We start from the raw sequence: 26,192 nt of genomic DNA, 5'->3' as shown, positions 1-26,192 counted from the left end.
AGGAGCAGAGGTAAGTAATCAGGGTGAATCGGGAGGCGTCGCATTCATGACCTTGTTGCGCCCGGAATCCTTGGCGGCGTACAGGGCCACGTCGGCGCGGCTGATCAGTTCTTCCGTCGTTGCCGTGGGAAACATGTCGGTCGAGGCGACTCCGGCACTGATCGTCAGGTTCAGGTTTGTTCCGCCTATCGCTTCCGGTTGCGCCGCAATCGCGGCGCGCATGCGTTCGGCCACCGTCATCGCGGTCGCATGCGAGGCCCCCGGCAGCACAATCAGAAATTCTTCGCCGCCGTAGCGGCCGAGTGCTTCCTGCGGCCGGATGCACGAGCGCAGGCGGCTGGCCACCTTGACGAGGACGGCATCGCCGGCAGGATGACCGTAAGTGTCGTTAATCTTTTTGAAGTAGTCGAGGTCTGCCACGATCAGCGACAAAGGCAGGCCTGCCTTGTCGCAGCGGATAGCCTCGATCGTCAGTATGCGCATGATGGCGCCGCGATTCCAGGTACCGATTAAGGGATCGATCAAGGATTTGCGACGCAGATTCTTGTTCTTTTTTTGCAGGTCGAGTTGCGATGCATTGACCGAACGCAGTTCAAGTTCGCGTTCAACCAGTCCGGCTAAGTCTGCCAGCATCTGCCGCTCGCTTTCGCGAAACAACGCACGCGGCGTGTAATCCACCAGGCTGAGATTGCCTACCAGTACCTTGTCCTGGTTGTACACCGGATGCGAAGCATAGAAGCGGATATGCGGCGCCCCGTTGACCGCAGGATGCAAAGCCAGCGACGCATGCCGCCGCGTATCGTGAACGACTACCGTTTCATCGGACAGCGAGATGTCATGACAAAAGGCGGTTTCGACACCATTCGCCGCCGGATCGCTGCTGAGCTGCGGCGGTATCGTATTGCCGAACGCAATGACGCAATTCGCGACGTCGAACAATTTCTTGCCGATGCGGCGAATGCGCAATAGCTGAGGGTCGTTGTCCAAAGGGACCTCGACCTGTTCAGGGAGCGGTGCAGCAAGTCCGCCCCTTCCTTGGTCGGCGGGTTTATTCATGGCCATCCTTAACCTGCGACGCGATTAATCGGCGCGGTAGTTAGGCGCTTCCTTCGTAATCTGCACATCATGCACATGGGACTCGCGCATGCCGGCCGAAGTGATTTCGACGAATTCGGCCTTTTCGCGGAATTCGTCAATGCTCGCACAGCCGCAATAACCCATCGACGAACGTACGCCGCCTACCAGCTGATACAGGATTGCAAGCACGCTGCCCTTGTAAGGCACACGCCCTTCGATACCTTCGGGCACGAGCTTGTCGGCATTGTTGGACGAGTCCTGGAAATAACGGTCCGCCGATCCATCCGACATCGCGCCAAGGCTGCCCATGCCGCGATACGACTTGTAGCTGCGGCCCTGGTACAGGATGACTTCGCCGGGCGCCTCTTCAGTACCGGCGAACATGCTGCCCATCATCACGCTCGACGCGCCAGCGGCGAGTGCCTTCGAGATATCGCCGGAGAAACGGATGCCGCCGTCGGCGATACAGGGAATGCCGCTGTTCTTGAGTGCATCGGCAACGTTGGAGATCGCAGTGATCTGCGGAACACCGACGCCGGCAACGATACGCGTGGTACAGATCGAGCCGGGACCGATACCGACCTTGACGCCGTCGGCGCCGTGCTCAGCCAGCGCAAGCGCCGCGGCAGCTGTTGCGATATTGCCGCCGATGACATCGACTTGCGGATAATTGTTCTTGACCCATTTCACGCGGTCCAGCACGCCTTTGGAATGCCCGTGTGCGGTATCGACCACGATCACGTCGACGCCGGCCTTGACCAGCAGGTCGATACGTTCTTCATTGTCGGCGCCGACACCGACCGCTGCGCCGACGCGCAGCTTGCCGTGTTCATCCTTGCATGCGTTCGGATGCTCGGTCGCTTTCTGGATGTCCTTGACGGTGATGAGGCCGCGCAGCTCAAAGGAATCGTTGACGACGATCACGCGTTCCAGGCGGTGCTTGTTCATCAGGCGCTTGGCTTCGGACAGCTCCGCGCCTTCCTTGACCACCACGAGTTTTTCGCGCGGTGTCATTTTTGCGCGCACTTCCGCATCCAGCTCGCCTTCAAAACGCAGATCGCGGTTGGTGATGATACCGACGACGGTTTTTCCTTCGACCACCGGGAAGCCGCTGATGCCATGCTGTTCGGACAAGGCAATCACATCGCGAATGCGTGTGGTCGGCGGAATCGTGATCGGATCGCGCACCACGCCGGATTCGAAGCGCTTGACCTTGGCGACTTCACGCGCCTGATCCTTTGGCTTCAGGTTCTTGTGCACGATACCGATGCCGCCTTCTTGCGCCATGGCGATCGCCAGACGCGCTTCGGTGACCGTATCCATCGCAGCCGACAGCAGCGGAATATTCAGCGTGATGTTGCGCGTCAGGCGCGTCGTCAGGTTGGTATCTTTGGGAAGGATGTCCGAGTAGGCCGGCACGAGCAGCACGTCATCGAATGTGAGTGCTTTTTGGAGGAGACGCATAGTGATTCCTATAGGCGCAAAGCCGCATTATACAGAAATCCTTCTATTGCGTCGTTTTTAAGTCCTATTGCGATATAAGGAACAGGCAAGTTGATTGACAGTGCAGTCAAAGCATGGCGAAATCCATTTATGACTTTGATGCAAGGATGCATATGAGTACCCTGTTCCGTAAAGTTGTCATCGTGACTCTGCTCTCCATGGGAATCGCCGGTGCCGCGCAAGCCCAGTACGTGTGGCTGGATGAAAAGGGCACCAAGCAGTTTTCCGATTTGCCGCCGCCGGTGTCGGTACCGCCCAGCCGGATTCTCAAGCAGCCTAGGGGCGCTCGTTCGCTTGAGCCGGTTGCGACTGCGCCATCCGCGTCGGCAAGCCCAGGCAATGAGACCGCCGCCCCGATGACCACTGCGGAAAAGAATGCTGAATTCCGCAAACGCCAGAATGAGCGCGCCGAAAAGGAAAAGAAGGCATCCGAAGAAGCCAAGCTCGCATCAGAGAAGATGAAGCAATGCGAACGCGCCCGGGAATACCATCGCTCGCTCGAATCTGGGGAGCGCATCTCGCGTAAAGACAAGGATGGCGAACGTTCTTACTTGACGGACGAACAACGCGCGAACGAAATACGTGATGCGCAACGCGTACTGAGCGAATGCAAGTCGTAGGAAAGACCAGACTCGCTAGTCAGCAAGCCTAACGTCCTTTCTGCTGATCTTTCTTTACCACCCGGCGGCGACGCGCATCCTTCGGGTCGGCAATCAGCGGACGGTAAATTTCGACACGGTCGTGATCACGCAACACGGTATCGAGTTCCTTGAGTTTGCCGTAAATGCCGGTGCGCAGAGTAGTCAAATCGACATCGGGCAGTTCCCGCAGTAAGCCGCTGGCTTCGATCGCATTGCGTATAGTCGCACCCTGTGCAATACAGATCTCTTTCAAGAATTGTAAATCGGGACGCGCGTAACAGACCTGCACCTGAATTTCAGCCATACACCGACTCCGCCCGTTTGCAAAACGAATCCACGAAACTGCCGGCAATCATGTTGAAGACCGGCCCGATGATTTGCTCAAGCATCCTGCTGGAAAATTCGTAATGCAGTTCAAAGTCGATCTTGCAGGCATCAGCACGCAACGGCTTGAAATTCCAGGTGCCATGCAAATGCTTGAAAGGACCCTCAATCAACACCATGTTGATGGATGTCGGAGGCACATTTGTGTTCTCGGTAGAGAATGATTGCTTGACGCCATGGTAATTGATGTGAAGCATGGCAACTACCTTGTTTCCTTCACGCTGACGGACATCGGTGCCGCCGCACCAAGGTAAAAACTTGGGATAGTCCTCGATGTTGTCCACCAGCGCAAACATCTGTTCCGCGCTGTACCCAAGCAATACGGACTTATGCACGACAGCCATTGAAATTAACCGTTTGATAAAATACGAAGTTCAATTTTAACTGACCCGCCCTCTTTCCAGAATTCATGAGCATTATTGATAATAAAAAAGCCTTCCACGATTACTTCATTGAAGAGCGATTCGAGGCAGGCATGGTGCTTGAGGGCTGGGAAGTGAAAGCTATCCGCGCCGGCCGCGCACAACTCAAGGAATCCTATGTCATCGTGCGCAAGGGCGAAGTGTTTCTGTTCGGTGCGCATATCAGTCCGCTTGCCGCCGCGTCGACCCACATCTCGCCCGACCCCGTACGCACCCGCAAGCTATTGCTGAACGGCGACGAAATCAAGAAGCTGATTGGCAAGGTGGAACGTTCCGGCTATACGCTGGTGCCGATCAACCTGCACTACACCAAAGGCCGGATCAAATGCGAAATCGGCCTGGCAAAAGGCAAGAAGCAGCATGACAAGCGCGATAGCGAAAAGCAGCGCGACTGGCAACGCGAACAGCAGTCGATACTGAAACAGCACCGGCGCTGACGCCGGCTGGTCGATCTGATCGGCAATGCCCCGCGACGACGCGTCGCCAGAGTCCTGGCTCAATCTTCTTTATGCCCGCGGCTGCGACCTGACCACCTGCATCGCACTCGCAATCAAACCGCTGATGTCGCTCAAGTTGGCGGGCACGATGATGGAATTGTTGGTCTTCGCAAGTTTGGCAAACGCATCCACATATTGCTCGGCGACCTTCAGATTGACGGCGTCGGTCCCGCCCGGCTCGCGGATCGCCGCTGCGGTCTTGCGGATTGCTTCCGCACTCGCTTCGGCGATTGAAAGAATGGCAGCGGCTTCACCTTGCGCACGATTGATCGCCGCCTGCTTTTCACCTTCCGAGCGGGCGATCGACGCTTCGCGTTCTCCACTGGCGATATTGATCTGTTCCTGCCGCCGGCCTTCCGATGCGGCAATTAGTGCGCGCTTTTCGCGCTCTGCGGTAATCTGCGCCTGCATTGCATGCAGGATTTCATTCGGTGGCGTCAGATCCTTGATTTCATAGCGCAGTACCTTGACTCCCCAGTTCGCTGCAGACTCGTCGATAGCACTGACGATAGCCTTGTTGATGTGGTCGCGCTCTTCGAAAGTCTTGTCCAGTTCCATCCGGCCGATGACCGAGCGCAGCGTGGTCTGCGCGAGTTGAGTGATGGCGGCGATATAGTTGGACGAACCATATGATGCGCGCATGGCATCAGTCACTTGAAAATACAGAATGCCGTCGACCTGCAGTTGGGTATTGTCCTTGGTGATGCAAACCTGACTGGGCACGTCGAGCGGGATTTCCTTCAATGAATGCTTGTATGCGATCCTGTCGATAAAAGGCAGCACGATATTGAGTCCCGGTCCCAGCGTCGCATTGTATTTCCCAAGGCGTTCGACCACCCAGGCATGCTGTTGCGGCACGACATTGATGGTCTTGATGACGAAGACGACGGCGATGATGAACAGGACAAGACTGAGACTGCCGAAGCTGATTTCCATGGCGATTCCCTTTTAGTTGTTATCGTGAATGGCTGAGCGCAAGGATCAGCCGGTTTCCACGGATTTCCCTGATGACGAAAGCACCCGGCCGGGCTGCAGAACCATCCTGCAGTTCGGCGTCCCAGTAAGCGCCACGGTACATGATGCGAGCAGTTTTCGGCTCCCCTTCGTTGCCGGACCATGCATCGACATGGACGGTTTGCCCGATATCGAGGTTGACATTCGGATCGCGTGCCGCATCCCGGCGTGCTATATGCCCCCACCGGGTTTTGCGCAGCGCATAGGTGGCGGCGATTCCGATTGCGGCGGCGATCAGCAATTGCACGGGGCGATTCGACGTTCCCAGCGAAGCAAGGCCGGCGGCAGCCATTCCGATACCGATCATGAGCAGATAAAAGGTGCCGGTAAACATTTCCAGGACAACCAGTACCCCCGCCAAGCCGAACCACAGCATCCAGTCTGTCATGCAAGCATCCTTTCAGTCGTAAAGCGATTGTACAAACAAAAAGCCCCTGTGGCCCATAAGGGCAACAGGGGCGCAATACAACAAAGTACTGCTATTTTTGTTGGTTGTTGTACGGGGCGTTGTACGTTCACAAGTTGGCTCAAGTCTAATCGAAAACCCTTCTTGTTTGAACGCTTTCGGCCGCTTTTACCGTCATCTTTCGCCTGCAAACAACACAATGCGACAGATCAAAATGCGGACCACCGGCCCGCATTTTGTCAATCGACCAAACAGGCTGGGCGATCAGCTGGCGGAAGCAAGCTTCTGCCAAGTATCGACCACCGTATCGGGGTTGAGGGATATCGAAGCGATTCCTTCCTTCATCAGCCACTCGGCAAAGTCCGGATGGTCCGATGGTCCCTGACCGCAGATGCCGATGTATTTGCCCTGTGCGATACATGCTGCAATCGCCTTCGACAGCAAGGCACGCACCGCATCGTCGCGTTCATCGAAGTCAGCCGCCAGCAACTCCATGCCGGAATCACGGTCCAGTCCAAGCGTCAACTGGGTCAAATCGTTGGAGCCGATCGAGAAACCGTCGAAGAATTCCAGGAAGCGGTCCGCCAGAATCGCGTTCGATGGCACTTCGCACATCATGATCAGGCGCAAGCCGTTTTCGCCACGCTTGAGGCCGTTCTTGGCCAGCAAATTGACGACCTTTTCCGCCTGTCCCAAGGTGCGCACGAAGGGCACCATGATCTCGACGTTGGTGAGGCCCATGTCGTTGCGCACGCGCTTCATCGCTTCGCATTCCATCTGGAACGATTCGGCAAAATCTTCCGCCAGATAGCGTGCCGCACCGCGGAATCCCAGCATTGGATTTTCTTCATCCGGCTCGTAACGCGAACCGCCGATCAGCTTCTTGTACTCGTTCGACTTGAAGTCGGACAGACGAACGATGACCGGCTTCGGCCAGAACGCTGCAGCGATGGTTGCTATGCCTTCGGCCAGCTTGTCGACATAGAAGGCCTTCGGCGATGCATGGCCGCGCGCAACGGATTCGACTGCTTTCTTCAGGTCTGCATCGATTCCCGGATATTCGAGGATGGCTTTCGGATGCACGCCGATGTTGTTGTTGATAATGAATTCCAGGCGCGCGAGACCGACGCCGCCATTGGGAATCGACTGGAAGTCGAACGCCAGTTGCGGATTACCCACATTCATCATGATCTTCAGCGGCAGCGAGGGCAATTCGCCACGCGAGACTTCGGTGATCTCGGTTTCAAGCAAGCCATCATAAATTCGGCCCTCGTCGCCTTCGGCGCAGGACACGGTGACCAGCGTGCCATCTTTCAGCATGTCGGTCGCATTGCCGCAGCCCACAACCGCAGGCACGCCAAGTTCGCGCGCAATGATCGCCGCGTGGCAGGTACGACCGCCACGGTTGGTGACGATCGCGGATGCGCGTTTCATCACCGGTTCCCAGTTGGGATCGGTCATGTCGGCGACCAGCACGTCGCCCGGCTGCACGCGTTCCATTTCGGATGGATCGTGGATCACGCGCACCGGACCGGCGCCGATCTTCTGGCCGATCGCACGGCCCGATGCCAGCACCGTGCCGCTGCTCTTGAGCTTGAAGCGTTGCTGCGCGTCAGTTGCCTTTTGCTGGGATTTCACGGTTTCCGGACGTGCCTGCAGGATGTATAGCTTGCCGTCGCGGCCGTCCTTGCCCCATTCGATGTCCATCGGATGGCCGTAATGCTTTTCGATGATGACCGCATACTTGGCCAGTTCGACGATCTCCTGATCGGTCAGCGAGTAACGATTGCGCAGTTCGATCGGCACGTCCACCGTCTTCACGGAACGGCCAGCTTTGGCTTCACCGGTAAATTCCATCTTGATCAGCTTGGAACCGATATTGCGACGGATGATAGGCAATTTGCCCTGCTCAAGCATGGGCTTGTGCACGTAAAACTCGTCCGGATTGACCGCACCCTGCACCACGGTTTCGCCCAGACCATAACTGGAGGTAATGAATACGACGTCCTTGAAGCCGGATTCGGTATCCAAAGTAAACATCACGCCAGCCGCACCGACGTCGGAACGGACCATGCGCTGGACGCCTGCCGACAACGCCACTTCCGCGTGCGTAAAGCCCTTGTGAACACGATAGGAAATCGCACGGTCGTTATAGAGCGATGCGAAAACGTGCTTCATTGCCTCAAGCACATTGTCGAGCCCAACAACGTTAAGGAAGGTTTCCTGCTGGCCTGCGAACGAAGCATCCGGCAAGTCTTCGGCCGTTGCGGACGAACGGACGGCGAACGACATTTCCGCTGATGAATCAGCGACCAGCTGGTTGTAGAATTCCTGGATTTCCTGTTCCAGACGCGGCTGGAACGGCGTATCGATAATCCATTGACGAATTTCGGCGCCGGCCTGGGCCAGTGCGCGGACATCGTCCACATTCAGCGACGCCAGCCGATCGGCAATGCGTTGCGCCAGCGTGGCACCGCCATTCACGCTGTGATCGAGGAAATCGCGAAATGCCTGCGCGGTGGTCGCAAAACCACCGGGCACGCGCACACCTGCGCCAGCCAATTGGCTGATCATCTCGCCGAGCGAGGCGTTCTTGCCGCCGACGGACTCGACGTCCGTCATTCTCAGGTTTTCAAATGAAGCTACGTATGTAGCCCCCTGGGTCGCCCCAATAGATACTGCGTTGGACATAACTACACCTGTTTTGATGATAAGAAATCTGCATATGCGCCTTCGCCGCCCGGATCTTTTTGTTATTCTTGGTGGGCACGATGTTGGTCATTAATTGATCGTCATTTTACAGCGTGCAACTGCATCCTGCCGTATACAATTTTTCACTTACCGTTGATCTATATTCAATTCGATTATGCCAGACTTGCCTGCCCACCATTTACCGCCCGCCGACCGCACGGTCTTCTTCGTGTCGGACGGTACCGGCATCACTGCCGAGACTTTCGGGCATTCGGTCCTGACCCAGTTCGAGTTGCGCTTCAAGGAAGTCCGGCTCCCCTTCATCGATACGCTGGACAAGGCTTACGAAGCAGTGCGCGAGATCAACCAAGCCTACGAACGTGACGGCAAGCGGCCCATCGTCTTTTCGACCTTGGTGAAGGCTGAGCTGTCGTCCGTGGTGCGGCACTCGAAAGGCATGCACATGGACCTGATCCAGACCTTCGTCGAACCGCTGGAACAGGAACTGGGGATCAAATCCACGCACACGATAGGCCGCAGCCATAACATTGCCAATTCGGATGAATACAAGAACCGGATCGAAGCGATCAACTTTTCGCTGGCCCACGACGATGGCCAATCCAACCAGAACCTGGCGGCAGCCGATGTGATCCTCGTAGGTGTATCCCGCTCCGGCAAGACACCGACCAGCCTGTATCTGGCGATGCAATATGGGGTCAAGGCTGCCAACTACCCGCTGATTCCCGAGGATTTTGAGCGCAATAAGCTTCCCAGTGGGCTTTCGCCCTACAAGAAAAAACTGTTCGGTCTGTCGATCACGCCCGATCGTTTGACCGAAGTACGGAACGAGCGCCGTCCTGGCAGCAAGTATGCGGCCCTAGAACAATGCCGCTATGAGGTCAACGAGGCGGAAAAGATGATGCGCCGCGAAGGCATACGCTGGATGTCCTCGACCGCCAAATCCATCGAGGAAATTGCAACGATGATTTTGCAGGAGATCAAGTCGGACAAGCGAGCGTATTAGCGTTCAGGGCAGTTCCTGCGAGCGCATGTGATTTGCGACATACGCAATCATAAGCGAGGGTCGTCATGCCTTGCGATGACGACCCTCGCTTTGTATGGAAACAAGCAAAAACGCGCATTAAATTTGACCGGGAACCTTACACGAAGCTTACGAGTCGACTATAAATAAAGTACGGGTCGAAGAGGCGATGTGATGGATCTGGTACTGATAGAAGTCGTCCTGTGGGTGGGTTTGCTATTTTTCTTTTGGGCGCTGAAGGAAGGTTTGGGCCGTGTCGAATCCGACATCGAGGCCATGGGTCTGGTGCGGCATGGTCGTGGCGGAACCGGAATCACGGGAAAACCCAGGTTCTATCTACCTGAGCGCGTAGCGGAACTGATAGGAACCTATGGGGACGCGCAAATTTACAGATATGCGGTAATACAGGGCCGCACCTACCAGTTCGACCGGATCTGTCCGCCAGATTGCGACATGCCCCTGGATCCGGATGAACGCTGTGTGGCGCCCGGATTGGTTTATCAGGAATGCACCGATCACGGGCAAGTACCTGTTACCACGGAATAAGCGACAAGGCTGTGTACCCGATGGCGTGAGCCATGAATCAATGTGCCGTCTTTTGTCTTACCTGCTCAAAAAAACACACCGCAGCACTGGCAGCAACATTCAACGATTCGACCGGTCCGAGATGAGGTATGGATACCCGTCGGCTGGCTGCCGCCAGCAACTCTTCGGCTACTCCCTGCCCTTCATGCCCGAACAGCCACGCCACGGAACCGCTGAGATCGACATCGTAAATCCGATGCTCTGCATGGGAACTGGTTGCCAGCACCGGTATGGCGGCGGTATCGATCAATTTCTGCAAGTCGACATTTTCAAAGATGTGGAGCGAAAAATGCGCTCCCATTCCGGCGCGCAATACCTTTGGCGACCATGCGAATGCCGTACCCTTGCTGCAGAATATATATTCGATGCCGGCAGCGGCGGCGCTTCGCAAAATGGAACCGAGATTACCCGGGTCTTGCAGGTTGTCGAGCAATACTGCCGACCGCGACAACCGGCCCGGCATTTCGGCGCGCGGCGTATCGACCACAAACAGCAATCCGACGCCGTGCTCGACCTGACTCAACATCTGATACATCGGCTGAGGAAATACCAGGCATTGCACTCGGGCTGCTTCACACCGCTCGACAATCGCCAACACCTCCTGCTGCGCAAGTGAGTCCTCGCCCACAACGCACAATGTCGGAAGCCCCACTTGATCGAGATATACCTGGCAAAGATGTACGCCATCCAGCAAGGTACGCGCTGCCTTGCGTCGCGCCTGGGAACTGGTCGCCAGCAGCTTCAATTCCTTGAACACCGGATTCTCGCGGGATGTAATTGATTTCATTTAACCGCCTGCCTTCATGCCGAGGACCGCGCGCACCGGCGCATAACTCCTTCTGTGCACCGGCGAAGGACCATGCAGGCGCAGGCGTTCCAGGTGCAAGGCCGTCGGATAGCCTTTGTGCTGGTCGAACCCATATACCGGATACTGCTGATGCAATTGCAGCAAGGAAGCATCGCGCGCGGTTTTTGCAAGAATGGATGCAGCAGAGATCGCCGGCACCTTGTCGTCGCCCTTGATGATTGCTTCGGAGCGGACCGGCATGACCGGACAACGGTTGCCGTCGATCAGGGCCAGTGTGGGCACTGTTTTCAAACCTTCGACCGCACGCCGCATCGCAAGCATTGACGCTTGGAGGATGTTGAATTGATCGATTTCCGCTTCGGTACAAAATGCGATCGACCATGCCAGCGCGTGCAATTTGATTTCTTCGGCAAGCACCTCGCGCTGCGCTTCCGAGAGTTTCTTGGAATCGCGCAAGCCATCGACCGGCCGAGACGGGTCAAGGATGACCGCTGCCGCGTAAACCGCGCCGGCGAGCGGCCCGCGTCCGGCCTCGTCGACGCCGCATACGATTTCATTTGCATGGTCGAACAGGGCAAGGCTGGGATTGTCTCGTTTCATGCCGCAGCCTTGTGACCGATGAGCCGCAATACGGCGTCTGCACTTTCCTTGGCGGTATCGCGCAACAGTAAGTGATGCATTTCGGTAAAACGCTGATGCAAGCGTTCGCGGTGCGGCTCATCATTCAGCTGTCCGGACAAGGCTTTTGCAAGCGCTTCCGGCGTTGCGGCATCTTGCAGCAGTTCAGGCACGAGGAACTCACGCGCCAGGATATTCGGCAAACCCACCCAGGGCTGATAACCCATGTGGCGAAGGATTTCCCAAGATGCGCGCATCATTTTGTAACCGATGACCATCGGCTTTTTAAACAACGCAACTTCCAGCGTTGCTGTACCCGAAGCCACCAGCACCGCGTCGGCCGCCGCGATCACGGTATGCGATTTACCGGACACGACTTGCAGCGGCACATCGCCGAGGCCGGCATTGGTAAGCAGTTCGGAAAAGTAGGCTTGCTGTTTCGCACCGGCCATCGGTACGACAAAACGTATCGATGCATCCTGCTGCATCAGCACACGGGCCGCTTCGATGAAAGCGACGCTGTTGTACTTGAGCTCGGACATCCGGCTTCCCGGAAGGATGGCGACCACGCGCGCATTGGCCGGCAGCTGCAATTCCGCCCGCGCCGCCAATACATCAGGTTCCATGGGAATCACTTCGGCCAGCGGATAGCCGACATAGCTGACCGGAATGCCAGCCCGGCGATAAATTTCTTCTTCAAACGGAAAGACGACCAGCATATGCGATACCGCACGCGCAATCTTCTTGATGCGCCCGCCGCGCCATGCCCATATCGATGGGCTGATGAAGTGCATGGTGGGAATACCGGCCTGCTTGAGCTGGGCTTCCAGCCCGAAATTGAAATCCGGCGCATCGACGCCGATGAAGGCTGCCGGCTTTTCTTCCAGCAAGCGGTCGCGCAAGGCGTTCTGGATTCCTTTTATTTCCCGGTAATGCGCGAGCACTTCAAACAGGCCGCGTACCGACAGTTTTTCCATCGGCCAATCGCTGCGAAAGCCGTATTCCGCCATGCGCGCGCCGCCGATGCCATGGAAATCCGCTTCCGGCAATTGCGGGCGCAAGCCGGACAACAAGCGGCTGGCCAGCAGATCGCCCGATGTCTCGCCAGCCACCATGGCGATCGAGGGCTTAGCGGACGATGCCACGGGTGCTGCCGTCAAGAAATTCGCGCATCAAGCGCAATTGGTCGACCGAAGCCGTCGATTCAGCTTCGGCGGCGGCCAGCGCCGCTTTCGCTTCTTCCAGCGTCAAGCCGGACTTGTAGATAAGCTTGTAGGCATTGCGCAAATCGCCGATCTGTTCACGCGTAAAGCCGCGGCGCTTCAAGCCTTCGATATTGATTCCATGCGGTTGGGCGGGGTTGCCCGATAGCAGCACATAGGGCGGCACATCTTGCGTAAGGCTGGTATTCATGCCGACGAAAGCATGCTCGCCGATCTTGCAAAACTGGTGTACGGCGGCGAATCCACTCATGATCACCCAGTCGCCGACATGCACATGGCCGGCAAGCGACGCATTATTGGAAAAGACCGTGTTGTTGCCGACCCGGCAATCATGCGCCAGATGCACATAGGCAAGCATCAGGTTGTCGTTGCCGAGCGAGGTCAGGCCTTCATCCTGCGCGGTGCCCAGGTTGAACGTGCAGAACTCCCGAATGGTATTGCGGTCGCCGATCTCCAGGCGAGTCGGCTCGCCCGCGTACTTTTTGTCCTGTGGCGGTGCGCCGATCGACGAAAACTGGAAGAATTGGTTATCCGCGCCAATCGTCGTGTGACCGTCGATGACGACGTGCGGACCCACCTTGGTCCGAGCCCCAATCTTGACGTTCGGTCCGATGATGGAATATGCGCCAATCTCGACCGCATCGTCCAGTTCCGCCTTCGCATCGATGATTGCGGTTGGATGGATTTTTGTCATTACTACCCCGCTGGCTGGCTCGCGTCGGTGGCACTGCGCATGGTGCACATCAGTTCAGCTTCCACGGCCACATTGCCATCGACCGTTGCCTGTGCCTTGTATTTCCAGATTCCGCGCGCCGTGCGCAGAATCTCGACTTGCATTTTGAGCTGGTCGCCCGGCTCGACCGGACGCTTGAAGCGCGCGCCATCGATACCGACAAAATAGACCACGCTGTTCTCGTCGGGTTTCTGTCCCATGGTCAAAAACGACAGCAAGGCCGCCGTCTGGGCAAGCGCCTCGATCATGAGAACGCCCGGCATGACCGGCTTGTGCGGGAAATGTCCGTTGAAAAATTCCTCGTTGACGGTAACGTTCTTGATGGCCGTGATCGACTTGCCGGATTCCCAATCCAGCACACGGTCCACCAGAAGCAAAGGATAACGGTGCGGGAGATATTGTTTGATCTGATTGATGTCGAGCGTTTTCATTACTTTTTTTCAGTGAGCAGTTTGATCGTTTTTTCGAGCTCGCGAATTTTCTCACGCATCGACCCCAGATTGCGGACGATGGCGGCCGATTTTTCCCAATCCGCATTTTTTGCCAGCGGATAGAACCCAGTGTACTGGCCCGGCTCCAGGATCGAGCGCGATACCATGCTGGCGGACGAAATGTGCACGTTATCCACGATGGTAAGGTGACCGAGAATCATCGCCGCGCCGCCGAAGGTGCAATTCTTGCCGATTTTCGCGCTCCCGGCGACGCCGACGCAGCCGGCCATCGCGGTGTGCGCCCCGATGTGGCAATTGTGTCCGATCTGGATCTGGTTATCGAGCTTGACGTCGTCTTCGATCACGGTATCGGCTAATGCGCCCCGGTCGATCGTGGTATTGGCGCCGATTTCGACGTCGTCGCCGATCACCACCCTCCCCGTCTGAGGAATTTTTACCCAGGCACCGTTTTCTTTGGCGAATCCGAAACCATCCGCGCCGATGACAGCACCGGAATGAATGATGCCGCGCCGTCCGATTTCACAACCGGCTTGAAAGCTGACGTTCGCGAAAAAGTGCGTTCCCTCACCCACGCGTGCATTACGACCGACAAAGCAGCCAGCATCGATCACCGCACCCGATGCCACGATGGCATCTGCCTCAATGGTCACCTGTGGGCCGATGCTGGCATCCGGCGCTATTTGCGCGTCGGGATGCACACTGGCGGTCGGATGTATACCGTGTACCGGCGGTATCGCCTGCTGCTCGGCGAACAGCTGTGCTACCCGCGCAAAATAGGCGTAAGGATTGTTCGTCACGATGCGTGCGCCGTCGTAGGTCGCGCTGATCACAGCATCGTCGTCGGAGGAAAGAATCAGGGCGGCGGCCTGCGTTTGCGCAGCGAGGGCACGCAGCTTGGGATTCGACAGAAACGTGATATGCGACGCCGTTGCGGCATCCAGCGGTGCAATCCCTGACACTTCGATCTCGGGATCGCCATGTAACTGGCCTCCGAGGCGTTCGACCAATTGTCCCAGTCGATTGCTCATGCTGGCCCCTCTTCAGATATTGGATCTAGTGTAGTGCGTTCGGAAACGACACTGGCGGCAGGAGCACCCTGCCACCGGTCGGCGCTTGCGCCGGCACAGTGACCAACGCGCCGCGCCCATGCCGGGCAATGCGCCGGCTGCAATGGCGCGACGATCTTATTTACTGTTGAGCGCCTTCAACACTTTGTCGGTGATGTCGATACGCGGGCTGGCATATACCGCTTCCTGGAATACGATGTCGAATTTCTCGGCCTCGGCGATCTGTTTGATCACCTTGTTCGTGCGCTCCAGTACCACCGCCAGTTCTTCATTACGACGCTGGTTCAGGTCTTCGCGAAATTCCCGCTGCTTGCGCTGGAAATCCTTGTCGAGGTCGGCCAGATCGCGCTGACGCTTGATGCGATCCGGTTCCGCCAGAATGGCTGCATCCTTGTCCAGGCGGTCCGACATGGATTTCAGGCGTGCCGCCATCTCCTGCAATTCCTTCTCGCGGCGAGAAAATTCTTGTTCGATCTTGGCTTGTGCGGCTTTTGCCGGCGCTGCTTCGCGGAAGATCCGTTCCGTGCTGACGAAGCCGACGCGTGAATCCTGCGCTTGTGCACCTGCCAGCGGCAGCATCAACGCTGCAAGCAGAGCCATGCACTTGATCTGTGCCGATTTTGTACTAGGAAACTTCAAGGTCATTCTCCGCAATTCAAATTACTATTATGCCATTGGCCCGTTAGAAGCCGGTCCCGAGCTGAAACTGGAAGTTCTGCTTCCGGTCGCCGGCCTTGGATTTGATGGGAACGCCATAGCTCAGCTTCAACGGGCCGATGGGCGATACCCAGCTGATGCCAGCGCCAACCGCATAACGCAAGTCCGACACATCGAACTTGGCGCCTTCGGCATACACGTTGCCGGCATCAAAGAAGGTAAACCAGCGCAATGTCCGGTCATTGCCGGAACCCGGGAACGGGAACTGGAGTTCGGCATTGGCGATAATACGCGAGGTGCCGCCCAGGGGGTCGCCGTTTGCAGCGCGTGGGCCAAGGGACGATCCTTCATATCCCCGGACCGAACCGATACCGCCCGCGTAAAAGTTCTTGAAAATCGGATAGCGCTTTCCGCCCAGTCCGCGCCCATAATCGATTTCGCCGTTAAGTGCCAGGGTGACTGCGCGGAACAGCGGAGTGAAGTACTGGTGCTGATACACCGCACGGTAATACTGCAGGCTGCCGGCTGGTGCGACTTCAAAATTGACACGCTGATAACGGCCGACGGTCGGCACCAGCGCACTGTCACGGCTGTCGCGCTGCCATGCGGCGGTCAGCGGGAAGCTGGTCGTGGTTGCATCGGTACCGTTACCGAAGTCGGTCACATAGCGCTTGTACAGCTCAGGGCTGTCATTGAAGCCAGGCACGCCCGTATAGGTCTGCACCTGAGTGCGTTCGACACCGGCGCCAAAGAATACGGTGTCAACTTCGGAGAACGGCACACCGAACTTGACATTCGCACCCGTGGTCTTCACCACGTAGTCACCGGTATTGACTTCCGGCGGGCGCGTGGTGCGCAGGAAGACTTCATAGCTGCGGCTTACGCCATCATCGGTAAAGTACGGCGCGGTAGTGGAGACGGCAATGGTGCGGTTGCGGCGGCTTGTATTGACGTCAATGCCGAGCGTATTGCCGCTACCGAAAGCATTGGCTTGCTGGATCGAGCCGGTCAGCATCACTTTTTCGCTGCTGGAGAAACCGGCGCCGAGCAGGATGTTACCGGTCGGTTTTTCCGCGACGGTCATGTTGACGTCGACCTGATCGGTCGTGCCTGGCACTTCCGGCGTGTCGATACTGACTTCACGGAAATAGCCGAGACGGTCCACGCGGTCGCGCGATAGGCGGATCTTTTCGCCGTCATACCAGGAGTTTTCAAACTGGCGGAATTCACGGCGCACCACTTCGTCACGCGTCTTGGTGTTGCCCGCGACGTTGATCCGGCGCACATAGACACGCTTGCCGGGATCGATCAATACGGTAAAGTTGACTTCGCGCTTTTCACGGTTGATTTCGGGATTGGCATTGACGTTGGCGAATGCATAGCCGAAGTTGCCGAGACGCTCGGAAATCTTCTTGACGCTGTCAGCCAGCTTTTCGCCGGAATAGACATCGCCGCTTTTCAGCTGAACCAGCGATTTGAGCTCTTCTTCGCGCCCGAACATCTCGCCTTCCAGCTTGACGCCGGATACCGTGTACTTTTCGCCTTCGCTAATGTTGACGGTGATGTAGATATCTTTCTTGTCCGGCGTAATCGACACCTGGGTCGACTCGACCTGCATTTCGAGGTAGCCGCGATTCAGATAGAACGAGCGCAGCGATTCAATATCGCCGGTGAGCTTTTGCTTGGAGTACTGGTCGGCCTTGGTGTACCAGGTGAACCAACCCGGTGTCCGCAGGTTAAGCAAGGCGAGCAATTCCTTTTCCGGGAAGGCCTTGTTGCCGATGATATTGATCTGCTTGATACGCGATACTTCGCCCTCATCGACGGCGAAGCTGACGTTGACGCGATTACGTTCGATCGGCGTGACGGTGGTCGTGATCTGCACGCCATACAGGCCGCGCGACAGATATTGCCGCTTCAATTCCTGTTCGGCACGGTCAACCAGCGCCTTGTCGTAAATACGGGATTCGCCTAGGCCGATATCCTTCAGGGCCTTTGTCAGGGCGTCCTTTTCAAATTCCTTGGTACCGGAAAATTCGACCGCGGCAATCGCCGGGCGCTCTTCCACCATCACGACCAGGACGTCGCCCTCGACCTCGATCCGCACATCCTTGAAGAAGCCGGTTGCGTAGAGCGCCTTGATGGCGGCCGCACCTTTTTCGTCATTGTATGTTTCGCCTACGCGCACCGGCAGGTAGCTGAATACCGTGCCCGCTTCCGTGCGCTGAATGCCTTCCACACGGATATCTTTTACGGTAAACGGATTAACGGCCAGCGCATGCCCGGTACAAAGGGCAAAGGCGGCAATGGCGATCAGGCGGTGAGGAAAGAGGGACGGGGAAAGACGCTCGGATTGTAATTTCATCGGTTACTTTGTTTTCAATGTCCCGGCGCGCCGCCCCACAGGCAGACTGACCGGAACTCAGGACATGAGCCGTACGATGTCGTTAAAGACGGCCACAGCCATCAACGTCATCAATATGCCCACTCCTGCACGCTGGGCAATTTCTCCGAACCGCTCGGGAAGCGCCCGGCCGGTCAAAAGTTCCAGCGAATAATACAGTAAAAGCCCCCCGTCTAAAACCGGGATGGGGAGCAGGTTCATAACGCCCAGGCTAATGCTGATGAACGCAATGAATGTGAGATAGCTGATGATGCCTATGCGTGCGGTTTGCCCGGCGTAATCGGCAATGGTGATCGGTCCTGTGATGTTCTTCCAGGAAACCTCACCGATGAGCATTTTACCAAGCATTTTGAGGGTTAGTACGCTGGTGTCCCAAGTCTTAACGATCGCCTTGCCTACCGCGGGCAATGGCGCATCGCTGGTGGTCACCATTTCAGGAGCAAGCGGAACCTCGGCCTTGATACGGCCGATCGATTGGTTGTCTTTTGCATAAGTTTCGGGGGTGACGGCTATATTGAAAGCTTTGCCGTCGGCATGCACGCCGCGAATCTGCAATGGCTTGCCGGCTGAGCCGCGAACCAGTTCGACAAATGCCAAGCCGTCGCTTACCTGCTTGTCTCCGACGCTGTGGATCACGTCGCCTTCACGCAGGCCTGCTTTCATCGCCGGGCCATCCGGCATGATCTTTCCGAGAACCGCCTTTGGTCGCGCCAGATCGATTCCCAGTTTTACCAGGAAATCGGTTTCGAGATCTTCGGCAACGAGCCCGCTCAAACTCACAGTGACCGTTTCGACGAAAGTGCCGCCGGCCACAGCAGGATTCGGCCGCTGGATGTCGAGCCGAGCTGGCGCCTTGTCCACCGCCAGCTCGGTGAGTTTCCAGCGCAGGTCCGACCAGGCGCGCACCGGCTCGCCATTTACCGCGGTAATCAGATCGCCGCCGCGCAAGCCGGCCTGATAAGCCACACTGGCCTCCGGCATGGCGCGAATCCGGGTCGCCGGCTCGGGGATTCCATAGCAATACAAGCCTGCGAAAACCGCGATGGCGAGCAGAAAATTGGCTAGAGGACCGGCGGCGACGATGGCAATCCGTTTCCACACCGACTGGCGGGTAAACTCGCGCCGCAACTCTTCGGGCGGAAGGGTGGTGACATCCTGTTCGCGTGCATCCAGCATCTTGACGTAGCCGCCGAACGGCAACATGGAGATCGCCCATTCGGTCTGATCCGGTCCGTAACGGCGGGACCAGACGATCTTGCCCATGCCGACGGAAAAACGCAGGACCTTGACCCCGCACCAGCGGGCTACCCAATAGTGTCCGAGTTCGTGGACAACAACCAGGACGGCAAGCGCTACGAGGAATGCGATCACGGTTTGCAGGAAACTCATGGCGGACTACCTATTGAATGAAGGACTGGGCTGCCTCGCGCGCACGGCGGTCTTGTTCCAGCAACGCACCGATATCCGACATATCGCCATGGGGCAGCTTTTCCATGACGCGTTCAATCACGCGGTCAATCGCGCGGAAACCGATTTTGCGCTCCAGAAACGCCTGGACTGCGACCTCGTTTGCCGCATTCAGTATAGCCGGGGCCGTGCCACCGGCCAACAAGGCCTCATACGCCAGGCGCAGGCAGGGAAAGCGGTTGAAGTCCGGGTGGTGGAATGCCAGCTGGCCAATCCGGACGAGATCGACCGGGCCTACGCCGGAGGCGATGCGTTCGGGATAGGCGAGCGCATGCGCGATGGGTGTGCGCATGTCGGGATTGCCCAACTGGGCGAGCACGGAGCCGTCGACGTAGGACACCATGGAGTGAATGACGCTCTGTGGATGAATGACCACTTCGATCTGGCTGGCCTGCGCCCCGAACAACCAGTGCGCTTCGATCACCTCCAGCCCCTTGTTCATCATGGTGGCCGAATCAACCGAAATCTTGCGGCCCATGACCCAGTTTGGATGGGCAACCGCTTCTTCCGGCGTCACATTTTCCAAGGTCTCCACCTCACGGTGCAGGAATGGTCCGCCGGAGGCGGTCAAAAGAATCTTGGCGATGCCATGCTCGGCCGGGATGCGGCCGTAGGCGTGCGGAAGACATTGGAAAATCGCATTGTGCTCGCTGTCTATGGGCAACAGGGTTGCGCCGCTGGCTGCGATTGCTTCCATAAACAGGCGGCCCGACATGACCAGGGCTTCCTTGTTTGCAAGAAGCACTTTTTTGCCGGCCTTTGCGGCCGCAAGCGTTGGAGCCAAACCCGCAGCGCCCACGATCGCGGCCATTACGACGTCGCAATCGGCACCACTGGCCACCTTGCACAACGCCGCTTCGCCATATTCCACCGACGTTGCCAGCCGCCGCTCCTTCAGCAGAGCATCAAGGCGCGCGGCCGCCTCTGCCGAACCGACGACCGCCACATCGGGCTGAAACTGTGCGCACTGCGCGGCCAGTTCCTCGACGCGCTGGTGAGCGGTCAATGCATGCACACGGTAGCGTTCCGGATGGCGCGCAATGACGTCAAGGGTGGAAGCGCCGATGGATCCGGTGGCGCCAAGTATCGTAATTCGCTGCATGCTGCCTTACCTTCGCATTTTCAAAACCATGTACCGAACAGCGCTGCAAGCGGCAAAGTCGGTATCAATGCATCAATCCGGTCCAATACCCCGCCATGGCCGGGCAGCAGGTTGCTGCTGTCCTTCATTCCCGCCCGGCGCTTCAACTGCGACTCGAACAAGTCGCCCACGATACTGGCCGCGACCATTACCGTCATGACCAGGAAGAAGCCACCCCAGCCCCAGCGCATGAGCACCTCCGGTGCAAACGTGTTTGCAAGGATCGGATGCAGGGTCGACAATCCGGCGACAATTAACACTGCTAGCCAGCCACCGATTGCGCCTTCCCAGGATTTTCCGGGAGAAATCGACGGTGCCAGCTTGCGCTTGCCGATCGCCTTGCCGGAAAAGTAAGCCCCAATATCGGCGATCCACACAATGGCCATTATCGACAGCAGGTAAAGCGCAGAGCGCTGAAAGAGTGCGGCAATCGCGACAAAGCAGCCCAGAAGCGCAATTCCGTAAATTCCGTTCAGCAAACGGTTGCCCATTCCTTCGAGCGGCGGCAGGCCCAGCTTCAGCGCCGGCGTCAGGCGTATCGCCCAGATCGCGACGCAGAGCATGAGAAGCAGCCGAGTGGAAGCGGCATCTCCCTTGTATAGAAGGTAGAGAAAGGCGCCAGTCCAGATCAATGCGCCGACGATGGCTTGACGAACCTGAAACAGCCGAAAACTTTCCCACGCAGCAGCCGCAAAGAAGGCGGCGGCAACAGCAGCGAAGAAAGTGAACGACTTGGAAAACAGTACCGATAACAGCAACGCCAGTAATACCAACGCCGTGATGACGCGCGTCTTCAGCATCAGGACGCCTTTTTCTGCTCGGTCACTTGCGCGCTGGTGCGGCCAAACCGGCGTTCGCGCTGTTGATAGGATTCGATTGCGCGGTCGAGGGCGTTGGCGTCAAAGTCCGGCCAATAAGTCTCTGTGAAATAGAATTCGGTGTAGGCAAGCTGCCAGAGCAGGAAATTCGAGATCCGCTCTTCGCCCCCGGTCCGGATAAACAGGTCAGGTTCCGGCGCATAGGCCATCGCAAGGTGAGGGGCGAGCTGATCTTCCGAGAAATCGGAAGCATTCGGGTGATGCACGACCATTTTGCTGATCGCCTGCATGATGTCCCAGCGTCCGCCGTAATTGGCGCACACTGTTACTGTCAGTCGGGAATTGTTTGCAGTGCGACGTTCGGCGCTCGCGATGAGGCGGCGCAACTTGTCATCGAAACGGCTCAGATCGCCCACAACTTTGAGGCGGATTTCGTTGGCGTGCATCTTGGCGACTTCGCGTTCCAGCGCCATGACGAACAGACGCATGAGCAGCGACACTTCTTCCGCAGGACGGCGCCAGTTTTCCGAGCTGAATGCGAACAAGGTCAGGTATTCGATACCGCGTTCGACGCAGGCTTCCACCGTCGCGCGTACCGCTTCGACGCCTTTGGCATGGCCGGCAACGCGCGGCATGAAACGCCTGGTGGCCCAGCGGCCATTGCCGTCCATGATGATGGCGACGTGACGCGGAACGGCGGGAATGTCGGGTACCGCTTGAGTTGAGCTCAGATAGGTCATGTGAGGGCTTAAGCGAAAAAAGGGTTGTCGTGGCGGTGGGTTCGTCTATCGGCTATGCCGATTTGATCCGACTATACACCGTCACGTAAAGCGCACCTTGCTAAATGGCAATGTCCAAGCGCGTCGCCATCACTTTCCCTCAACGCATTTTCTAGTAAGCAATGCATTGAGGGTCTTGCGACTGTTGAGCTCCCTGCACTTACACGGTCAACAGCTCTTTTTCTTTTTCCGTGATCAGTTTATCAACTTCAGCGACAAACTTGTCGGTCAATTTTTGCACATCATCTTGCGCACGACGCTCATCGTCTTCCGAGCACGCCTTATCTTTCAGCAGCTTCTTCAAGGCTTCGTTCGCATCGCGCCGAATGTTGCGGATCGCGACCTTGGCATCTTCGCCTTCGCCTTTGACCAGCTTGACGATTTCCTTGCGGCGCTCTTCGGTAAGCGGTGGGGTCGGCACACGAATCATGTCGCCCTGCGTGGACGGGTTGAGTCCCAGATCGGATTCGCGAATTGCTTTTTCGACCACGGCGACCATTTTCTTTTCCCAGGGCTGCACGCCGATCGTGCGGGCATCGATCAAGGTCACGTTCGCGACCTGACTGATCTGGGTCGGGGTGCCGTAATAATCGACCTGCACATGGTCGAGAATACCGACATGCGCGCGGCCGGTACGTACTTTTGCAAGATCGGCCTTCAGCGTGTCGATCGACTTTTGCATTTTTTGTTCGGCGTTCTTTTTGACGTCAACGACTGTCATGCTGCTCTCCTCAGTTACCAGTTTCAACGAGTAGGACTTGCTTTATACGTGAACCAACGTGCCTTCATCCTCGCCCATGATCACGTTTTTCAGGGCTCCCGGCTTGACGATGGAAAAAACCTTGATCGGCAATTTCTGGTCGCGGCACAACGCGAACGCCGTGGCATCCATGACTTGCAAATGTTTGGCAATCGCTTCGTCAAAGGTGATCGTCGAATAGCGTGTCGCATTGCGGTCCTTGTTCGGATCCGCACTGTACACGCCGTCCACTTTCGTGGCTTTCAGCACGATCTCCGCGCCGATTTCCGAGCCGCGCAGGGCGGCGGCGGTATCGGTAGTAAAGAACGGATTCCCGGTGCCGGCCGCGAATACGACGATTTTGCCTTCTTCCAGATATTGCAGCGCCTTTGGGCGGACGTACGGCTCAACCACCTGTTCGATGGCGATCGCGGACATGACCCGCGCGGTGATTCCCGCCTGGCGCATCGCGTCGGCAAGCGCAAGGGAGTTCATCACGGTTGCCAGCATGCCCATGTAGTCGGCAGTGGCGCGGTCCATCCCTTGTGCGCCGGGCGCTACTCCACGGAAGATGTTTCCTCCGCCAATCACGATTGCCAACTCCACGCCCAGCTTCGCGACTTCTGCCACATCCGCCACCATACGCTCGATGGTCGCGCGATTGATACCATAGGCATCATCGCCCATTAACGCTTCACCTGAGAGTTTGAGGAGGACGCGCTTGTACGCTGGTTTTGTCATGGGCTTGGACTCCTAATAATTGTCCGATTCAAAATGGATTCTGGTCCTCCCGTTCCACTATCTCGAAAGCCCTTACAGGCTGAAGACTGGATGAAATCCGGGAAAGCCGGGGTATGGCCGGATCATCAAGCGTATGGCAATGCAATTTGGCACTACATCCGGTTATTTCCCGGATGAAAGCCAAGTCACTGCCAGACACCAATGACGTGTAGCCGCACGATGGCTGGTGACCAATATGATATCGGCTCACCTAGAAAAACGGGCCTTCCGGCCCGCTTTTTTATTACGCCTGCTTGGCTGCAGCGACTTGCGCTGCGACTTCAGCGGCAAAGTCATCCTGTTTCTTTTCGATACCTTCGCCGACCACGAACATCGTGAAAGATTTCACGGTGGTATTGGCGGTCTTGAGCATCTGCTCAACAGTCTGCTTGTCGTTCTTGACGAACGGCTGGTTGAACAGGGAAACTTCCTTCAGGTATTTCTGAACGGTGCCCTCAACCATCTTGGCGACGATGTCGGCCGGCTTGCCGGACTCGGCTGCCTTCTGGGTAGCAATCGAACGCTCTTTTTCGATCAGATCGGCCGGCACGTCATTCGACGACAGGGCGACCGGTTTCATCGCGGCGATGTGCATTGCGACATCCTTGCCGACTTGCTCTTCACCGCCATCGAACTCGACCATTACACCGATACGGGTGCCATGCAGATAAGAAGTCAGCTTGCCGCCTGTTTCATAGCGCTTGAAACGGCGGATCGACATGTTTTCACCGATCTTGCCGACCAATGCGGCGCGCACTTCTTCCAGCGTCTTTCCTTCGAACGGCAGTGCGGAGAGCGCTGCTACGTCGGCCGGATTGTTTTCCGCGACCAGTTTGGCCGTTGCGTTTGCCAGTGCGAGAAAGTCATCGTTCTTGGTCACGAAGTCGGTTTCGCAGTTCACTTCCACCAGCGCGCCAACGCCACCGGAAATATATGCGGCGACGACGCCTTCGGCCGTGATGCGGGATGCTGCCTTGGATGCCTTGCTGCCCAGCTTGACGCGCAGGATTTCTTCCGCACGGGCCAGATCGCCTTCAGCTTCAGTCAATGCTTTCTTGCATTCCATCATCGGCGCATCTGTCTTTGCGCGCAGTTCGCCAACCATCGCTGCGGTAATTGCCGCCATGTCATTCTCCTCAATTCAATAAGCGTCTATGCGACGCGTTCAATCACAATACGTTCAGGGAGGGTACAAAAAAGGGGCCAACAAAGTCGCCCCTTTTTCAATGCCCAACACGCAGGCGCAGGGCTTAAGCCTGCTCGTTGACCTCAACGAATTCGTCAGCACCGCCCTTGACAGCTTCGAGCACCTCATTGGTCGCGTTTGCACGGCCTTCCAGGATTGCGTCCGCTACGCCGCGAGCGTACAGAGTGATCGCCTTGGACGAGTCGTCGTTGCCAGGAATAACGTAGGTCACGCCTTCCGGGGAATGGTTGGTATCAACCACGCCGATGACCGGGATACCCAGCTTGGCGGCTTCGGTGATGGTGCCCTTGTGGTAACCGACGTCGATGACGAAGATAGCGTCAGGAATGCCGCCCATGTCCTTGATGCCGCCGATGGACTTTTGCAGTTTTTCCATTTCGCGCTGGAACATCAGGCCTTCTTTCTTGCTGAGCTTTTCGACCGAACCGTCTTCCAACGCGGCTTCCATGTCTTTCAGGCGCTTGATGGAAGTCTTGATAGTCTTGAAGTTGGTCAGCATGCCACCCAGCCAGCGCTGGTCAACGTAAGGCATGCCGGCGCGCTGAGCTTCAGCCGCGAGGATGTCGCGTGCCTGACGCTTGGTGCCGACGAACAGGATGGTGCCGCGGTTGGATGCCAGTTGACGGATGTACTTCATCGCCTCCTGGTACATGCCCAGGGTCTTTTCCAGGTTGACGATATGAATCTTGTTGCGATGGCCGAAGATATACGGGGCCATTTTGGGGTTCCAGAAGCGGGTTTGGTGACCGAAGTGGACACCGGCTTCCAGCATTTCGCGCATAGTAACGGACATGATTTCTCCAGGGTTGGGTCTGGAATCCGGCCAGTTACCCCCGCAGCTTGCTGCCAGGGCACCCTTTGCGACCGGATTCGCGATTTAAAAGATTTAGCTCAAAGTCATTTCAAGCTAACCCGAGATTCTACCCCATCTTGGAGATTTTATTCAAGCGACGCGACCGCGCCCTTAGGCGCATGCGCATCCGGTCGTCTATAATTTCACATTGACTATTTTTGCGCTCTCCTGCGCAGTTTGGATT

General features: G+C 57.0%; 27 protein-coding genes. 4 read left to right on the top strand and 23 right to left on the bottom strand.

The features are described from left to right. Positions 1 to 18 precede the first annotated feature (18 nt). The gene (locus tag D3871_RS18570; protein ID WP_158597977.1) at positions 19 to 1,056 is read right to left on the bottom strand and encodes a GGDEF domain-containing protein; all 1,038 of its coding nucleotides are present in this window, start codon (positions 1,054 to 1,056) and stop codon (positions 19 to 21) included. 24 nt (positions 1,057 to 1,080) lie between these two features. Further along, positions 1,081 to 2,541 (bottom strand): IMP dehydrogenase, encoded by a 1,461-nt coding sequence (gene guaB, locus D3871_RS18565; protein ID WP_119770568.1) that lies wholly within the window; start codon positions 2,539 to 2,541, stop codon positions 1,081 to 1,083. Positions 2,542 to 2,654: 113 nt separating this feature from the next. Between guaB and D3871_RS18560 the strand changes: the two genes are divergently transcribed. Beyond that, a complete protein-coding gene (locus D3871_RS18560) occupies positions 2,655 to 3,200 on the top strand; it encodes a DUF4124 domain-containing protein (protein WP_233575713.1) in 546 nt (181 codons plus the stop codon). Between the two features lie 28 nt (positions 3,201 to 3,228). On the opposite strand, the gene D3871_RS18555 is transcribed toward D3871_RS18560, so the two are convergent. Then, positions 3,229 to 3,525: an RnfH family protein gene (locus tag D3871_RS18555; RefSeq protein ID WP_119770567.1), complete on the bottom strand. Its 297-nt coding sequence runs from the start codon at positions 3,523 to 3,525 to the stop codon at positions 3,229 to 3,231. Beyond that, positions 3,518 to 3,949 carry a type II toxin-antitoxin system RatA family toxin gene (locus tag D3871_RS18550; protein WP_119770566.1) on the bottom strand — a complete coding sequence of 144 codons (432 nt, stop codon included), beginning with the start codon at positions 3,947 to 3,949 and terminating at the stop codon, positions 3,518 to 3,520. Before D3871_RS18550 ends, D3871_RS18555 begins: the two co-directional genes overlap by 8 nt. 65 nt (positions 3,950 to 4,014) lie before the next feature. Between D3871_RS18550 and smpB the strand changes: the two genes are divergently transcribed. Continuing rightward, on the top strand, positions 4,015 to 4,464 hold the full coding sequence (smpB, locus tag D3871_RS18545; RefSeq protein WP_119770565.1) for an SsrA-binding protein SmpB: 450 nt from the start codon (positions 4,015 to 4,017) through the stop codon (positions 4,462 to 4,464). A 69-nt stretch (positions 4,465 to 4,533) separates the two neighbouring features. Here the strand turns inward: smpB and D3871_RS18540 are convergent, their stop codons facing one another. From D3871_RS18540 to ppsA, 3 genes are all read right to left on the bottom strand, one after another. Beyond that, positions 4,534 to 5,460, bottom strand: a complete 927-nt coding sequence (locus D3871_RS18540) for an SPFH domain-containing protein (protein ID WP_119770564.1) — start codon at positions 5,458 to 5,460, stop codon at positions 4,534 to 4,536. A 19-nt stretch (positions 5,461 to 5,479) separates the two neighbouring features. Continuing rightward, positions 5,480 to 5,926 (bottom strand): NfeD family protein, encoded by a 447-nt coding sequence (locus D3871_RS18535; RefSeq protein WP_119770563.1) that lies wholly within the window; start codon positions 5,924 to 5,926, stop codon positions 5,480 to 5,482. Positions 5,927 to 6,208: 282 nt separating this feature from the next. Next, the gene (ppsA, locus tag D3871_RS18530) at positions 6,209 to 8,635 is read right to left on the bottom strand and encodes a phosphoenolpyruvate synthase (RefSeq protein ID WP_119770562.1); all 2,427 of its coding nucleotides are present in this window, start codon (positions 8,633 to 8,635) and stop codon (positions 6,209 to 6,211) included. Positions 8,636 to 8,810: 175 nt separating this feature from the next. Between ppsA and ppsR the strand changes: the two genes are divergently transcribed. Together ppsR and D3871_RS18520 are read left to right on the top strand one after the other, a co-directional pair. Beyond that, entirely contained in the window at positions 8,811 to 9,659 is an 849-nt protein-coding gene (gene ppsR / locus D3871_RS18525) for a posphoenolpyruvate synthetase regulatory kinase/phosphorylase PpsR (RefSeq protein ID WP_119770561.1), read from the top strand. Positions 9,660 to 9,851: 192 nt separating this feature from the next. Continuing rightward, positions 9,852 to 10,223 carry a hypothetical protein gene (locus D3871_RS18520; RefSeq protein WP_119770560.1) on the top strand — a complete coding sequence of 124 codons (372 nt, stop codon included), beginning with the start codon at positions 9,852 to 9,854 and terminating at the stop codon, positions 10,221 to 10,223. A 37-nt stretch (positions 10,224 to 10,260) separates the two neighbouring features. On the opposite strand, the gene D3871_RS18515 is transcribed toward D3871_RS18520, so the two are convergent. The 16 genes from D3871_RS18515 to rpsB form a co-directional block, all read right to left on the bottom strand. Beyond that, positions 10,261 to 11,049 carry a TrmH family RNA methyltransferase gene (locus D3871_RS18515; RefSeq protein ID WP_119770559.1) on the bottom strand — a complete coding sequence of 263 codons (789 nt, stop codon included), beginning with the start codon at positions 11,047 to 11,049 and terminating at the stop codon, positions 10,261 to 10,263. Continuing rightward, positions 11,050 to 11,670, bottom strand: coding sequence for a ribonuclease HII (gene rnhB / locus D3871_RS18510; RefSeq protein WP_119770558.1), 621 nt, complete (start codon positions 11,668 to 11,670; stop codon positions 11,050 to 11,052). After that, positions 11,667 to 12,803, bottom strand: a complete 1,137-nt coding sequence (lpxB, locus tag D3871_RS18505; protein WP_119770557.1) for a lipid-A-disaccharide synthase — start codon at positions 12,801 to 12,803, stop codon at positions 11,667 to 11,669. The genes rnhB and lpxB overlap by 4 nt, the downstream gene beginning before the upstream one ends. A gap of 13 nt (positions 12,804 to 12,816) precedes the next feature. Continuing rightward, the gene (lpxA, locus tag D3871_RS18500; RefSeq protein WP_119770556.1) at positions 12,817 to 13,605 is read right to left on the bottom strand and encodes an acyl-ACP--UDP-N-acetylglucosamine O-acyltransferase; all 789 of its coding nucleotides are present in this window, start codon (positions 13,603 to 13,605) and stop codon (positions 12,817 to 12,819) included. 2 nt (positions 13,606 to 13,607) lie between these two features. Then, positions 13,608 to 14,075, bottom strand: a complete 468-nt coding sequence (gene fabZ / locus D3871_RS18495; RefSeq protein ID WP_119770555.1) for a 3-hydroxyacyl-ACP dehydratase FabZ — start codon at positions 14,073 to 14,075, stop codon at positions 13,608 to 13,610. Next, positions 14,075 to 15,124, bottom strand: coding sequence for a UDP-3-O-(3-hydroxymyristoyl)glucosamine N-acyltransferase (gene lpxD, locus D3871_RS18490; RefSeq protein WP_119770554.1), 1,050 nt, complete (start codon positions 15,122 to 15,124; stop codon positions 14,075 to 14,077). Before lpxD ends, fabZ begins: the two co-directional genes overlap by 1 nt. Before the next feature lie 156 nt (positions 15,125 to 15,280). Then, positions 15,281 to 15,808: an OmpH/Skp family outer membrane protein gene (locus D3871_RS18485; RefSeq protein ID WP_119770553.1), complete on the bottom strand. Its 528-nt coding sequence runs from the start codon at positions 15,806 to 15,808 to the stop codon at positions 15,281 to 15,283. Between the two features lie 37 nt (positions 15,809 to 15,845). Beyond that, complete coding sequence (bamA, locus tag D3871_RS18480; protein ID WP_119770552.1) at positions 15,846 to 18,185, bottom strand: outer membrane protein assembly factor BamA; 2,340 nt, start codon at positions 18,183 to 18,185, stop codon at positions 15,846 to 15,848. Positions 18,186 to 18,242: 57 nt separating this feature from the next. After that, positions 18,243 to 19,613 (bottom strand): RIP metalloprotease RseP, encoded by a 1,371-nt coding sequence (rseP, locus tag D3871_RS18475; protein WP_119770551.1) that lies wholly within the window; start codon positions 19,611 to 19,613, stop codon positions 18,243 to 18,245. Between the two features lie 10 nt (positions 19,614 to 19,623). Then, the gene (gene ispC / locus D3871_RS18470) at positions 19,624 to 20,793 is read right to left on the bottom strand and encodes a 1-deoxy-D-xylulose-5-phosphate reductoisomerase (protein ID WP_119770550.1); all 1,170 of its coding nucleotides are present in this window, start codon (positions 20,791 to 20,793) and stop codon (positions 19,624 to 19,626) included. Between the two features lie 20 nt (positions 20,794 to 20,813). Continuing rightward, positions 20,814 to 21,632, bottom strand: coding sequence for a phosphatidate cytidylyltransferase (locus D3871_RS18465; protein WP_119770549.1), 819 nt, complete (start codon positions 21,630 to 21,632; stop codon positions 20,814 to 20,816). Next, a complete protein-coding gene (gene uppS, locus D3871_RS18460; protein WP_119770548.1) occupies positions 21,632 to 22,390 on the bottom strand; it encodes a polyprenyl diphosphate synthase in 759 nt (252 codons plus the stop codon). Before uppS ends, D3871_RS18465 begins: the two co-directional genes overlap by 1 nt. Before the next feature lie 199 nt (positions 22,391 to 22,589). Then, complete coding sequence (frr, locus tag D3871_RS18455; RefSeq protein WP_119770547.1) at positions 22,590 to 23,150, bottom strand: ribosome recycling factor; 561 nt, start codon at positions 23,148 to 23,150, stop codon at positions 22,590 to 22,592. Positions 23,151 to 23,192: 42 nt separating this feature from the next. Beyond that, positions 23,193 to 23,909 carry a UMP kinase gene (gene pyrH / locus D3871_RS18450; RefSeq protein WP_119770546.1) on the bottom strand — a complete coding sequence of 239 codons (717 nt, stop codon included), beginning with the start codon at positions 23,907 to 23,909 and terminating at the stop codon, positions 23,193 to 23,195. 283 nt (positions 23,910 to 24,192) lie between these two features. Further along, positions 24,193 to 25,074 (bottom strand): translation elongation factor Ts, encoded by an 882-nt coding sequence (gene tsf / locus D3871_RS18445; RefSeq protein WP_119770545.1) that lies wholly within the window; start codon positions 25,072 to 25,074, stop codon positions 24,193 to 24,195. 124 nt (positions 25,075 to 25,198) lie between these two features. Further along, positions 25,199 to 25,948: a 30S ribosomal protein S2 gene (rpsB, locus tag D3871_RS18440; RefSeq protein ID WP_119770544.1), complete on the bottom strand. Its 750-nt coding sequence runs from the start codon at positions 25,946 to 25,948 to the stop codon at positions 25,199 to 25,201. Positions 25,949 to 26,192 lie beyond the last annotated feature (244 nt).

The organism is Noviherbaspirillum saxi (assembly GCF_003591035.1).
Classification (GTDB): Bacteria; Pseudomonadota; Gammaproteobacteria; order Burkholderiales; family Burkholderiaceae_D; genus Noviherbaspirillum; species Noviherbaspirillum saxi.
The sequence above is the reverse complement of the archived record's forward strand: the minus strand, read 5'-3'. Positions and strand labels throughout refer to the sequence as shown.